Below are 12856 nucleotides of genomic sequence, written 5' to 3'. Positions count from 1 at the left end.
CTAGGTATAATTTAATGGAATTACATTATAACTCTGAATCTGTGATAAATTTTGTGTAACATAAAAGCAGAGGGGTTTTAAACGATGACAAAAAGCAGTGTATTGGGATATCCGCGTATTGGTGCTGATCGGGAATGGAAGAAAGCGTTGGAAGCGTTCTGGGCAGGTAAGCTGGAGGAAACAGAATTTCACGCACGTTTGCAGGAGATTCGTATCGATCATTTGCGCAAGCAACAAGCGAAAGGCATCGACATCATTCCGGTTAATGACTTTAGCTATTATGATCATATCCTGGATACGGCCGTGATGTTTGGCATTATTCCTAAACGTTTTGCTTATGATGGTGGTTCCGTTCCGTTGTCCGTATATTATGGCATTGCCCGGGGAACAAAAGATGCCGCAGCAAGTGAAATGACAAAATGGTTTAACACCAACTACCACTACATAGTACCTGAACTGGACGGGGCTTCCCCAACTCTGACGGAAAACAAACCACTTCTCGCTTATCGTGAAGCAAAAGAAAAACTCGGCATTGAAGGAAAACCGGTTATTGTTGGACCGTTAACCTTCCTGAAGCTCTCCAAGGGCTATGATAAATCCGAGACAGACGCTTGGTTGGACAGTTTGCTGCCACTTTACACTCAATTGCTTCAAGAACTTGCAAGCGAAGGCGTTCAGTGGGTGCAGGTCGACGAACCTATTCTGGTAACCAAATTAAGCGATGAAGACGTACAGCGTCTGAATAAAATATATAAAACATTTGCCACAGCCGTTCCAGGCCTGAATATTATGTTGCAAACGTACTTTGAATCTGTCGAAAACTACAACGATATTGTTGCACTGCCAGTTCAAGGTGTAGGACTTGATTTTGTACACGGACTCTCTGGTAACACACAATCCATTCGGACATCCGGTTTCCCGGCAGACAAAGTGCTCGGTGCAGGTATTATTGATGGACGTGGGATCTGGAAAGCTTCCCTTCAAACAAAACTGAATTTGCTGAATGAATTGACTGAGTTCGTGACGCCTGAACGTATCATCGTGCAATCATCTTGCAGCCTGCTGCATGTGCCAGTAACCACAGACCGTGAGGCAAAACTTACATCTGAACTGAAGAATGCTCTTGCATTTGCAGATGAAAAGCTGGATGAGATTGTTCTTTTGAGTGCAGCCTTATCTTCACCAAGTGCAGAGATTACCGCCAAAATAGACGAAGCTGAGCTTCCTCTTCTGGCGCTTCAGCAATCCGAAGATCGGAACCGTACCGCTGTACAGAAAGCCGTTGCTTCTATCAGTGTTCAACAGCCGGAGCGCTCCCGTCCTTTTGCAGAGCGTCATGAAGCCCAACAGGCCAAATGGCAATTGCCACTCTTCCCAACTACAACGATTGGTAGTTTCCCGCAATCTGCTGAAGTCAGAAAAGCTCGTCAGTTGTGGCGCAAGGGTGAGTTGAACAACGAACAGTATGCTGCCTTCATCCGGGATCAGATTGATATCTGGATCAAGATTCAGGAAGAGATCGGAATTGACGTACTGGTGCATGGTGAGTTTGAGCGTACCGACATGGTTGAATTCTTTGGCGAGAAACTTGCCGGTTTTGCCTTTACACAGTTCGGCTGGGTACAATCATATGGTTCCCGTTGCGTGAAGCCACCTATCATCTTCGGAGATGTTGCGTTTACTGGTGAAATGACGGTTGAAGAAACGAAATATGCCCAATCGCAGACTGAGCGTCCTGTCAAAGGCATGTTGACTGGCCCGATTACCATCATGAACTGGTCATTCGTACGCGAAGACATTGCTCGTGAGCAGATTGCCTATCAATTGGCGTATGCGTTGAGACAGGAAGTCGAAGCACTTGAACAGGCAGGCATTGGTATGATCCAGGTTGACGAGCCGGCTGTTCGTGAAGGGCTTCCTTTGAAAGAAAATGAACAAGCTGATTACCTGGCTTGGGCAGTCAAAGCGTTTCGTATCTCCACGTGCACGGTGCATGAAACGACTCAAATTCATACGCATATGTGCTATTGCGAATTCCATGACATGATTGATTCCATTGAAGCTATGGATGCGGATGTTATCTCCATTGAGACATCCCGTAGTCACGGTGAACTGATTCATAGTTTTGAAGAAAATACGTATGAGCTCGGTATCGGTCTTGGCGTATATGATATCCATAGTCCACGTGTTCCGAGTATAGATGAAATGAGCAGCATGATTGAACGTGCCCTGCGTGTTCTTGATCCGAAGCTGTTCTGGATTAACCCGGACTGCGGATTGAAAACCCGTGGACAGGAAGAAACGGTTGCTTCCCTGCGCAATATGGTTGACGCAACTAGAATCGCTCGTACCAATCACGCTTCAACTGCCGTATTGTAATTAGCTGCGAAGCAGCATAACATCAGAAGTAAAGCCGGACACCCCTTCGTTAAATGGGTGTCCGGCTTTTTATATAGTTACTTTTTTAACATACATTCATTTCACTTGTAACATGGCGATCTCTGGCGTTCCCTCCCCTTTTCTCACCACCATCCAACGCTTACGACTAGATACTCTCTTCCAGCCATTGCTGCAATGGTGTATCTTCTGTCAGTTCACCGAGCAGTATGTGACGGAACTCCCCCTCCCTATCAATGACCATTGTTGCGGGCAAACCCGTTATACGATACATACCTGATATGTTGCCCGTCACATCAATGATCACCGGAAAATCAAACGCCTGCTTATCCATAAACTCACGGATCGTGCCCTTCGATTCCCCCACGTTAACAAACAGGGTTTCCACGTCGTTCTGATAGTCCTGAGCGATCTGGTGAACGAGTGGCATCTCCCTTACACAAGGTGTGCACCATGAAGCCCAAAAGTTAATCATGACGGCTTTGCCCCGATAATCCGACAGCTTGACTTGTTCGCCTGCTGAATTAACCGCTGTGAACTCAGGAGCCACGGCACCAGCTTCAATGGCGTTACCTCGCTGAGATTCGGGTGTCGATACATTTTCGAAAATGGCCCATGTACCTGCTAACAATGCGATCACACCAATCAAAATTGTAAGTGTACGTCTACTTTTAAAACTCTTTTTCTGCAATTAACTCACCTTCACTTTAAACCAAGACTTTGATGAAATGCTGCATGGAGCGAACCGAATTGATCACAAAAGTCATGAGTGGAGCCCTCTCCAACATTACGTCCATGGTTCATGAATATCACCTGATCCGCAATATCGTCTGCGATCTCCAACTGATGGGTAGAGAATACGACCATGTGGCCATCCTGCTTGATACCCTTAAGTAGCTGAGCTAATTCCTGCATCCAGAATGGGTCCAATCCATTTGTAGGCTCATCCATGATGAGCAGTGGAGGTTTGGACAGTACAGCCTGGGCAAATAACACACGTTGGCGCATGCCTTTGGAGAAGGTCGTAACCCGGTTTTTCTTTTGATTTTCCAAACCTACCATGGTCAGTACTTCCTGTACTCTTTCCTTGGGAACTTTCCTCAGAGAAGCCCAGAACAGAAGCATTTCCTCCGCACTCAGTCCCTGATTAAATTGATAATCATCCGGCATATATCCAATCTGCTCTGAATAACGCTTGCGCTCCTTCAACCATCGCACATTGTTCACCGCAACCTCACCGGAGGTAGGCCGAAGAATTCCAGCGATCATTCGCAGAACCGTGCTTTTCCCTGCGCCATTCCCTCCACAGAGGGCAAGCACTTGGCCAGAATTCATGTGAAAGGAGATATCCTCAACAATCGGTTGCTTTTTAATGGATTTGCACAATCCCATCACTTCGAGCCCCGCTTTATCCATGAGAACGCCCCCTCTCCCAGATCGCGTATACCGCCAGGACAGAGCAGGTGATCCAGAACAGGCATATCCCGATGAAGATCCAACTGCCACTTGGTTGCTGCACCCACTCCACCCATCGATAATATTCTGGTCCCAGAATGGAGCCGCCTCCCAGTTTGATCACGACATACAAACGTACCAGCTCGGCCGGATTGATAAGTGTTAGTATAATCAACAGCGGTTTGACCCAAAGATAAGGCATTAATCCCAGCACAGAGAGCAATAACGTCGGCCATCCAATGACAGCGAAAAACCATACGGTCACGGCGATCGTCAAAGCCTGCCACCGATTGCGCGACAACGAACCGATAAATAGCGCCAGCGTTAGGAATAACAACACCAGTCCACAGGAAAATGCCACAAAAAGAAGATATGTCACGGCATCCAGTGGATTCCCGATTACTCCGCTAATGACCCCCATCAGGCCGTATCCAAACGCAACAATGGTGATCAAAACAATCGACAGCCCGAGATACTTGCCCACAATAAAAGACATCGTGCCAATGGGATACGTGGATAGAAGTTGCCAGCTGCCGTCTTCTTTTTCGGATGTTAATGAGAAGGAACCGAGGAACAGCGTCATTAATGGCAAAAGGTAGAGAATGAGATTCAACATGGAACCTGTGGTGCCCGAATATCCTTCAACCAGATTCTGTGAATTCAGAAGTAACAAGCTTAAGCTAAAGGTACAAAAAAGGATCAGAAACGAATACGCCCAAGGATTGCGAAATCCCATTTTCACTTCTCGTCTTGCAATCTGTATCATATCTGACATCATTAATCACCATTTTCTATTGTCATTCCTAGTGGCCTGACTCTTCTTTCATCTCACCTTCCTGATGCATCTCATTACCGTCTCCTTCTTCACCATGTCCGTGCTCACCATGCCCATGTTCACCCATCATGTCCATATTCTCTGTATTCTGTTTCCAGTCATGAGAGGCAAGATCCTCAGCGGTCATAATGGTTCCGACACCTTGCTCTGCAATGAAAGCTTCAGCGGAGGGCTTGTCCTTAAAGTTAAGAATTCCATAGGCCATAGGCGTACGCAATGAAGCATCGTATACATACGTGGCTTTGCTATATTCAATCCATTCCTTGTCATTGTAATCACGTACATAGTCCATGCCGATGTTATCTGTGCCATTTTCTGTTTTCCACTGGTTCATGCAACCGATGTCATCGAACTTGTAATTTTGGCCGTCTTTCGTAGTGAGCTGTGTTGCATATGCATCGTCCTTCACCTGCATTTTACAGATCGCACAGATATCCACGTCTTCATTGATCGGCAATGCCGTGTATTTTGTTCCGCAAGCGGTTAACAGCACCATGCCAAACATAAGTACCATGACCATGGACCATCTTCTGTTCAAGCTTTTGTTCATTTTCGTAATACCCCCATATAGATGATTATATAAGTAGCCATACCCAACAGAACTAACCCGAACATCCACACCATCTTGGAACCTGTAGCACTTTCCACTGACATGTTCAGATCAGATCCCGTATCCATGCTCATTCGTGGCGATTCGTCGGTAGTCCATTGTTCTCTGCCCTCTGTAAATAAGTCACTCAGAAAGACCATACCCGGCGATTGAAAAAAGAGCTGATACGCTGAATTCCGACTGACCAGTTGCTCATAAAAAGGATTGATCGCATAGGATATTTCACTGATCCCATCCTGATTCAGATCGAGCCCCTGAAAGGAATCCCAGTAATTCTCCATGAGGACATTATTGGGACTATCCAGCGCCGAAGCTTCAATGACATTAGACACCAATTGGTTACGTGTAAACTCATTAGCTTCTGCCAGAACAAGCTGGATGCCAACAAAATTCCGAAGCACCGCATTGCCACGGATTTCATTGCCCGATGACTCTGCAATATTCATGCCGACACGATTACCCTCCACCACATTGTTATGAATTGAGGATTGATGCACGTCATACAATAAAATCCCTTGGGAATGAACTTTAGTACTCTGTTTGCGAAAAGAATTGCCCGAGATTACCGTATTCTTGACGCCCATAATCATGGCACCTGTCATGTTCTCTTCTCCGGTATTATCCATGACAGAAGAGCCGTCAATGTACATACAGTGGATGCCATACCTTGTATGTAACAGCCTGTTATTTTGCACGATAGACTTGCGACTGTTCTCCAGATAGATTCCATCCCTCATGCCGGTGATCTCATTGGCTTCAATGTAGCTATCATGGGAGTTGTACAGATCAATGCCATTTCCCTTCTGGCCACTGGAAGCAGAATCAGCCCCCATCCAAGTAATGTTGTTCCGCTGAATCGTTGCATGACTCGAATTTCGGATGATCATCCCGTACCCCTGGGTCTGAATATGCAGATCCGTGATCTCACTGTCTTTCCCTTCAATCTGAATGGCTGCAGTCTGTTCATTCGTATCATGTTCAATTGTAAAACCGCTCAATTTCACCCCATCCGAGCGAATCATTATCGTAGAGGTGGCTTCCGCATTAACAACTATGACCGTAGGATCACCCTGAATGGTGATGTTCTTGTCAATCGTCACGGGTCCAGAATAACGACCTGATGCAAGTTCAATGACTTCTCCAGGTGCAGAACGGTCAATCATAGGTTGAAGGGGAATGAGATCACGATGTCCGGAAGAGGCAATGATTGCACCGTGCGGAAGAGATAGTAGGAGCATCATCATTCCGATTAGAAAAAGTAAACCCGTAACCCGACTCTTCTTACAACTGTCGAATGCACCCAATCCTGCCTGAGGATTACTCATGATTCAAACCGCGCAATTCCGGCTTCTGGTTACAGTTGCTTATTGCTGTGACAATGTATTCAACGGGTCTTACGTTAATCCAAAATATACGTTGGTTGTACACACCATCCCTCCATTCCACTTAAAATCAACTCTCCATGTTCCTCATCCATTGAAGCAACATAATAAATGAAGCGTTATCACTATCCTGATCACAGTGTACTTAAAATGATATTTATTCCATATAGCTCAATTAGGCTATAGACGCTACATTTTTGTGTCGATATTGTGATGTAAATCAAAAAAAGCCGCCATATAGGCGACTTCTAAGTAACATATTATTCAAATGGATAGGTCCAAAATGTTTCTCTGCCAAAACGTTTCTTGATTTCTTCATTATTCAGCTCACGATTTCCTACAAGCTCTGCTGCCTGGAATTGTGAACGATGGGCACGAATGGACGCCATTTTCCGATCCAAAAATTCGGATACGTCAACAAATACGTCCGGTTTGCCAATGTACTGTTCCTGATTATTTGCGAACGCAACACAGTGAACAATCGGACGTTCATCCACAGGAAGTTTAGCGATTGTACGTATAACAGCGGCTCCTGTTGCATCATGATCAGGATGAACACTGTACCCTGGATAGAACGTAATGACCAGCGTGGGGTTTAACTCTTTAAGCAGCGACATGATGGTGTCTTCCAGTAACTGTGGGTCTTCGAACTCCAGCATTTTATCGTGGAAACCCAGCATTCTCAGGTCCTGAATACCAATCGCTTCAGAAGCTTCGATGAGTTCCTTTTTACGGATGGCAGGCAACGTCACTCGGTTGGCAAATGGAGGAATCCCCATGTTGCGCCCCATCTCGCCAAGGGTTAGACAAGCATAGGTTACATGGGCACCGCCATCTATGTATTTGGCTAACGTTCCCGATACAGAGAAAGCTTCATCATCTGGATGTGGATATACCACCAAGATGCGCTCATGCTCATTGTGTGTAGTATTCATGGTTATTCAATCCTCCGCTTTCATCAGAACATCTCTCGGCTTAATTGTAACGCCACAACTAGTTTACCTTGGCTGTCGTGACCGGCGAGAATCAGTCTTTCTTGTTCCTGCTCATCAATATGTGTAAGACCTTCGGCGTAAAGCCATCCCTGCGTTGTTTTCAGACCAACACGGTATGGACCTGTACCTGAAATGGACCCCTGCGTATATCGTATGGCCGCATTAGTAATGAATGCCGATGCTGGATGTTTTGTACTGTCCATGTGTTGTGCGTAAGCACCTGACGTAAGTTCTAGATGTACGTATAAGTCCTGATCAGCAAAATTATTGATCCGGAGCTGAATATCTTGAGGTTTAATTGGTTGCATAGCGGCCTCCTTGTCTAATGTAATTGTACGAATTTCATTTTAACATAACCTGAAGAGAATATACATGGAGTGACCCTGTCGCCTCTTATAGAACATTCTCATGATGATTCAGGTTTGAAAACAAGAACAGATTTGCCCGTTTTTTTCTCTTTTTATTCATGGACCATATCTATATTATGAAGTGTAGGCAAAAACGCCCGTGATGAAGAACCTTTAATCTTAAATGAATCTTGCTCCAACATGTTTGGAAAGGAGTTAAACTCGACTTGAAATCTCTAATACAACTACTTCATTTTGGCTATCATCAAGCAATGAGTTGCATATTTCCCGTAGCGATCTTTGGAACACTGGCCCTGTCCAGCGTAATTCCTATTCCTTTCCTTCATCGGTATGATGCCATTCTGCTCGTATTATTTGCTGTGCAATACCTGATGTATCGAAGCGGCTTGGAAACCCGAGATGAAATCAAGGTCATCTGTGTATTTCACATTATTGGCTTGGTGCTGGAGATTTATAAAGTATGGATGGGATCTTGGTCTTACCCTGAGCCAGCTTACACCAAAATCCTGGGTGTCCCTCTGTATAGTGGATTCATGTATGCAAGTGTAGCCAGTTTTATGTGTCAAGTGTGGCGAAGACTGCGAATGGACATGACCGGATGGCCTGGTTTTGTACCTTCCATGCTGCTGGGAGCAGCCATCTATATTAACTTTTTCACTCATCATTTTATTCCCGATTTTCGCTGGTGGCTGACGGCGCTTGTATTTATTGTCTTCTGGAAAACCTGGATTATCTACCGGGTACGAGCAACGACCTATCGAATGCCGTTATCACTCGCTTTTATCATTGTCGGTTTCTTCATCTGGACTGCCGAGAATATCGCTACATTTTTCAATGCCTGGAAATACCCTGATCAGCATGATGCCTGGCAACTGGTTAGCTTTAGCAAAATTAGTTCATGGTTCCTCCTGGTCATCATCAGTGTCATCATCGTTGCGCAGCTCAAATATGTGAAAGCCAATCGAACCGCAGATGATTCAAAGTCCAGTTAACTATTTATTCCCTAACCGTAAAACAGCAGCAATCTTAGACTCGTACCTAAAGTCTTCGAATGCCGCTGTTTTTTTACTGTGCCAATACACCTCGAGATATACATTACATATATCCCCAACCTGATCGATGACACTTTCATTTGACAAAAGCGACATTGGTGTCATAAAATGATCAAAAAGCGACATTAGTGTCACTTTTTGATTTTATTACATTGGGAGGAAGCTATGACTCAGAAATCGTTGTCCAAAAAAATGATGATCCTTGCAGGTGCACATCAGGTATTTGTGCGAAAAGGATTCCATGCTGTCACGATGACAGATATTGTGGAGCAATGCGGAATTAGCCGCGGCGGTCTCTACCGATATTTCAACTCTACAGAGGAGATATTCAGAGCCTTACTGATGGAGAACAACAAACAGACGCAAGAAGCTTTCTCAGCTCAGATGAAAGCACATATGCCATTTCAGCAGATCATGGATGCATTCTGGACAAGTCAACGGATCGAGCTAACTGAAATCCATGACAGTATTATGACCGCTGCGTACGAGTTTTTCTTGTCACACCGCAATGCAGAGGATCGTGAGTTGCTGCACCGCCAACAGGATCATAGCATCACGGAGCTCAGTCGACTGATCGACTATGGGGTCCAACGTGGTGAAATACAGGTTGAGGCAAGCCGCACGGCTGCTGCTCATATTGTTATTTTCCTGGAGGGACTAAGAGTGCTTGCCCTGTCTACCGATCTAACTGAAGATTTTATTCAAGAACAGCTTGATTTCATCCAAATTCATCTTTATGAAAGAAGTGTATAAGATGAAGATCGCCATCTCCGTTCAGAATGTAACGAAACATTTTAAGAAAAATGAAATGATACTAGGCGAAATCAGTCTGGATCTCGCTGAAGGTGAATTTACAGCCATCATTGGCCCAAGTGGCTCCGGAAAATCCACGCTGCTAAATCTAATGTCAGGACTGCTCAGACCCTCGAACGGTCACGTCTTCATCAATAACCAGGACATTACTGAACTGAACGAGGATGCACTTGCCGACTTTCGCAGACTGCATCTGGGGCACATTTTCCAACACTACCATCTGCTCTCTCATCTTACGGTTCGAGAAAATATATACATTGGGCTCTCTGGAACTAGTGAACACCACACGGTTGAGGAGCTTGCTGCACTTCTGGGGATTGAGGGCATACTGAATCAGTTTCCCGGTCAACTGTCTGGTGGGCAACAGCAGCGGGTAGCCATTGCACGTGCATTAATTAAAAGGCCTCGTATCTTGTTCTGCGACGAAGCCACGGGTGCATTGGATGAGACGAACAGCAAAAATGTGATAACCCTTCTTCATCTTGCTCGGCAGCAATATGGAGTGACCATTGTGTTCATCACCCATAACCCTGAAATTGCCAAGACTGCTCAGCGCGTAATTACAATCAAGAACGGCTCCATCTATCAGGATCGTTTGAATGAGCACCCCATTACTGCTGCGCAGATGCATTGGGCATAGATATACTCACAATGGGAAGGCGGAAGACTAATGCGCTATCTTAACAAGCATGTGTACCGTGTATTGAAGCAAAACCGTGGATACACCATCCTCTTGTTTCTCATGGTAGTGCTGACTTCGTTTATGTATTTTTTTGTGGAATTCTCGGTGGATCGTAATCAGGTTCATATTCAAGAATACGCTGAGACACAACATTTGGAGGATTTCCGCTTCCAATTGCAAGAAGATGCAGATCGTTTACATGTTTTAGAGGAGATACATACAGAAGCTATTATCGAAGAAAAAAGATTCAAAAAAGTTACACAAGACAGTACAAATTATTATCTACTATCTCCACCCAAGAAGCTTAATGTACCTTATCTATCGGAAGGCCGACTACCGGTAGCTTCTACGGAAATTGCCCTAATGCCGCAGTATATGGATAAGCATGCCCTGACTATAGGAGATTCGATTACCATTAAAAACCGTGATCTCACTATTGTTGGTTCCATGTTTTTGCCAGACTATCAATCGTTTATTCCTTTTAATGACCTGAAACAGGATTACAATCAAGCGACATTTGGAGTCGTTACTCCTGATGTGTACCATGAGATAAACGGACAGGAAGAGCGCTATTATGCAGCTCAGTTCAAACCAGATGTGGACTCCGGCTCAGCTGAAGTGCGTATAAGTAGTGATCCCGCCTTCTCATATTTGGCTTTCGATTCTGGACTTGAGAGCAGCACCGAACCACTGACCGCAATCGATTCCAATCAAAGTCTGGCCCAGAGCTTTCTCTTCTTGTTTACATTCATTACTTTGTTTATCTTCTACATGTTCTACACCCGTTTCGTCCGCCTTCACCGTCAAGATTTCGGTTGCTTCAAGGCAATGGGATATACGGCAAGACAGATCAGCCACGCACCACTCGTTTATTCACTGATCCTATCGACAGCAGGAGGACTCGTCGGGATGATTTTGGGTTTCTTCGGTTCCTCTGTCCTAATCCATATGTATGCTCAAATGTACTCCTTCCCCTTCTGGGAACGAGGCCTTGAACTCCGTTCTATCTTGTTTGGGCTTTTGATTCCTATCATCGGAACGGTGCTGGTCACCTGGATGTCTATCGTTCCTTTTTTGCGCCAAGAGACCTTTCATGTCATGCATAACACGATTAAGCCTCTTCCGAATGGAAGATTAACCACAGCTCTTCAATCCGTAATTAGCCTTTTGCCGGAACGATTAAGGCTTCCTCTGCGCGTCGTGCTTCGCAAATGGAACGCCATTTTCTTAAGTGCAGCAGCAATTTTTCTGATGACCTTGTTATTTATCATGAGTTCTTCGTTGTATCAATCAAGTGGTGCCGCCCTGGAATCACAGACGACAGGCATGCACTACATGTACGATATCCGTTATCCCGATCTGAAGGAAGATGAAGTAACATCGCATAGGTCCAGCATGTACTACCTCAGACAGTCCGTACAGCTCGTGGAAGTTGATGGACAAAAACTCTCAGGAGAGTTGGTCGGCATGGATGATCAGGGAACACAGGTGCAACTTATGAATCATGACAACACCCCCATTCTGCCTGCTGAGCTGGATGGTATCGTGGTGAGTGAGGCGACCAGTTCGTTGTATGACATCCAATCCGGAGATACCGTTCAACTGATTATTAATCATCACCCCCATAACGTCTCAGTCCGTGAGATTAGCCGAAATGGTGAAGCAGATACGATCTATACATCCAAAACACAATTAGCGAGGTGGATGAACGTTAGCCCCTCCATGCATAACGGGGAATACAGTAACGATAGTTCTCAGGATTCAAATGCACGAGTGGTCACTGCCGAGGACAAGTTAGCTGCTCTGCGTAGCGATGCAGTATCGAGCCAATCCAGTGCTGTCATTAATCAAGTGGCAGGGATTCTTGTCGGTTTCCTGCTGATATATCTAGTCATTCTGCTTAACGTTCAGGATAGCCATAAGGATATGCATATCCTTCGATTGCTTGGATACAACCATCGAGACATTAATCGTATGCTCATTGATGTATACAAACCGCTATTTGTCCTGCTGTATCTGATTGCTGTGCCCGTTGCGATCCTGGCAGCACGCGCAATCTTGCGCATGATCTCATTACAGACCGGGGATTATATCCCGTTCCAGATTCACTGGTGGATTCTTATCCTGATTCTCATACTGATATTGCTTCAATATCAGTTGGTCGTCTCCTTATTTAAAAGAAAAATGTTCCAGCAGTCGCGAGTCATGGAGTTCGCCGATAGCCTTGGCAGTTATTAGATTGGTTAGATCCCTATGAAAAATGCCGC

General features: G+C 45.1%; 12 protein-coding genes. 5 read left to right on the top strand and 7 right to left on the bottom strand.

Annotated elements, in window-relative coordinates; all coding sequences use genetic code 11:
• The first annotated feature begins 84 nt into the window (after window positions 1-84).
• Window positions 85-2379 carry a 5-methyltetrahydropteroyltriglutamate--homocysteine S-methyltransferase gene (gene metE, locus QNO02_RS14150; RefSeq protein WP_289392494.1) on the top strand — a complete coding sequence of 765 codons (2295 nt, stop codon included), beginning with the start codon at window positions 85-87 and terminating at the stop codon, window positions 2377-2379.
• 166 nt (window positions 2380-2545) lie between these two features.
• On the opposite strand, the gene QNO02_RS14145 is transcribed toward metE, so the two are convergent.
• From QNO02_RS14145 to QNO02_RS14115, 7 genes are all read right to left on the bottom strand, one after another.
• Window positions 2546-3088, bottom strand: a complete 543-nt coding sequence (locus QNO02_RS14145) for a TlpA family protein disulfide reductase (protein ID WP_289392493.1) — start codon at window positions 3086-3088, stop codon at window positions 2546-2548.
• An 11-nt stretch (window positions 3089-3099) separates the two neighbouring features.
• Window positions 3100-3813, bottom strand: a complete 714-nt coding sequence (ccmA, locus tag QNO02_RS14140) for a heme ABC exporter ATP-binding protein CcmA (RefSeq protein ID WP_091030676.1) — start codon at window positions 3811-3813, stop codon at window positions 3100-3102.
• A complete protein-coding gene (locus QNO02_RS14135) occupies window positions 3806-4627 on the bottom strand; it encodes an ABC transporter permease (protein ID WP_289392776.1) in 822 nt (273 codons plus the stop codon). The genes ccmA and QNO02_RS14135 overlap by 8 nt, the downstream gene beginning before the upstream one ends.
• Window positions 4628-4655: 28 nt before the next feature.
• A complete protein-coding gene (locus QNO02_RS14130) occupies window positions 4656-5237 on the bottom strand; it encodes a nitrous oxide reductase accessory protein NosL (protein WP_289392492.1) in 582 nt (193 codons plus the stop codon).
• Window positions 5234-6622, bottom strand: coding sequence for a right-handed parallel beta-helix repeat-containing protein (locus QNO02_RS14125; RefSeq protein WP_289392491.1), 1389 nt, complete (start codon window positions 6620-6622; stop codon window positions 5234-5236). Before QNO02_RS14125 ends, QNO02_RS14130 begins: the two co-directional genes overlap by 4 nt.
• A 317-nt stretch (window positions 6623-6939) precedes the next feature.
• Window positions 6940-7614 (bottom strand): bacillithiol biosynthesis deacetylase BshB2, encoded by a 675-nt coding sequence (gene bshB2 / locus QNO02_RS14120; RefSeq protein WP_289392490.1) that lies wholly within the window; start codon window positions 7612-7614, stop codon window positions 6940-6942.
• A gap of 23 nt (window positions 7615-7637) precedes the next feature.
• The gene (locus QNO02_RS14115) at window positions 7638-7982 is read right to left on the bottom strand and encodes a YojF family protein (protein WP_289392489.1); all 345 of its coding nucleotides are present in this window, start codon (window positions 7980-7982) and stop codon (window positions 7638-7640) included.
• Window positions 7983-8248: 266 nt separating this feature from the next.
• Here QNO02_RS14115 and QNO02_RS14110 point away from each other — a divergent pair, with 266 nt between their 5' ends.
• From QNO02_RS14110 to QNO02_RS14095, 4 genes are all read left to right on the top strand, one after another.
• Window positions 8249-9034, top strand: coding sequence for a DUF817 domain-containing protein (locus QNO02_RS14110; protein ID WP_289392488.1), 786 nt, complete (start codon window positions 8249-8251; stop codon window positions 9032-9034).
• A gap of 225 nt (window positions 9035-9259) precedes the next feature.
• On the top strand, window positions 9260-9847 hold the full coding sequence (locus QNO02_RS14105) for a TetR/AcrR family transcriptional regulator (protein ID WP_289392487.1): 588 nt from the start codon (window positions 9260-9262) through the stop codon (window positions 9845-9847).
• Window position 9848: 1 nt separating this feature from the next.
• The gene (locus QNO02_RS14100) at window positions 9849-10547 is read left to right on the top strand and encodes an ABC transporter ATP-binding protein (RefSeq protein ID WP_289392486.1); all 699 of its coding nucleotides are present in this window, start codon (window positions 9849-9851) and stop codon (window positions 10545-10547) included.
• Between the two features lie 30 nt (window positions 10548-10577).
• Window positions 10578-12827, top strand: a complete 2250-nt coding sequence (locus QNO02_RS14095; RefSeq protein ID WP_289392485.1) for an ABC transporter permease — start codon at window positions 10578-10580, stop codon at window positions 12825-12827.
• Window positions 12828-12856: the final 29 nt, after the last annotated feature.

Source organism: Paenibacillus sp. PK1-4R (genome assembly GCF_030369595.1).
In the GTDB taxonomy this organism is placed as follows: Bacteria; Bacillota; Bacilli; order Paenibacillales; family Paenibacillaceae; genus Paenibacillus.
Note: the sequence above shows the minus strand (reverse complement) of the source record. Positions and strands in the feature narration are given on the sequence as shown.

Coding starts and splice junctions, on each gene's coding strand:
- metE (WP_289392494.1), top strand. CDS start 85: ATGACAAAAAGCAGTGTATTGGGATATCCGCGTATTGGTGCTGATCGG.
- ccmA (WP_091030676.1), bottom strand. CDS start 3,813: ATGGATAAAGCGGGGCTCGAAGTGATGGGATTGTGCAAATCCATTAAA.
- QNO02_RS14135 (WP_289392776.1), bottom strand. CDS start 4,627: ATGTCAGATATGATACAGATTGCAAGACGAGAAGTGAAAATGGGATTT.
- QNO02_RS14130 (WP_289392492.1), bottom strand. CDS start 5,237: ATGAACAAAAGCTTGAACAGAAGATGGTCCATGGTCATGGTACTTATG.
- QNO02_RS14125 (WP_289392491.1), bottom strand. CDS start 6,622: ATGAGTAATCCTCAGGCAGGATTGGGTGCATTCGACAGTTGTAAGAAG.
- bshB2 (WP_289392490.1), bottom strand. CDS start 7,614: ATGAATACTACACACAATGAGCATGAGCGCATCTTGGTGGTATATCCA.
- QNO02_RS14115 (WP_289392489.1), bottom strand. CDS start 7,982: ATGCAACCAATTAAACCTCAAGATATTCAGCTCCGGATCAATAATTTT.
- QNO02_RS14105 (WP_289392487.1), top strand. CDS start 9,260: ATGACTCAGAAATCGTTGTCCAAAAAAATGATGATCCTTGCAGGTGCA.
- QNO02_RS14100 (WP_289392486.1), top strand. CDS start 9,849: ATGAAGATCGCCATCTCCGTTCAGAATGTAACGAAACATTTTAAGAAA.
- QNO02_RS14095 (WP_289392485.1), top strand. CDS start 10,578: ATGCGCTATCTTAACAAGCATGTGTACCGTGTATTGAAGCAAAACCGT.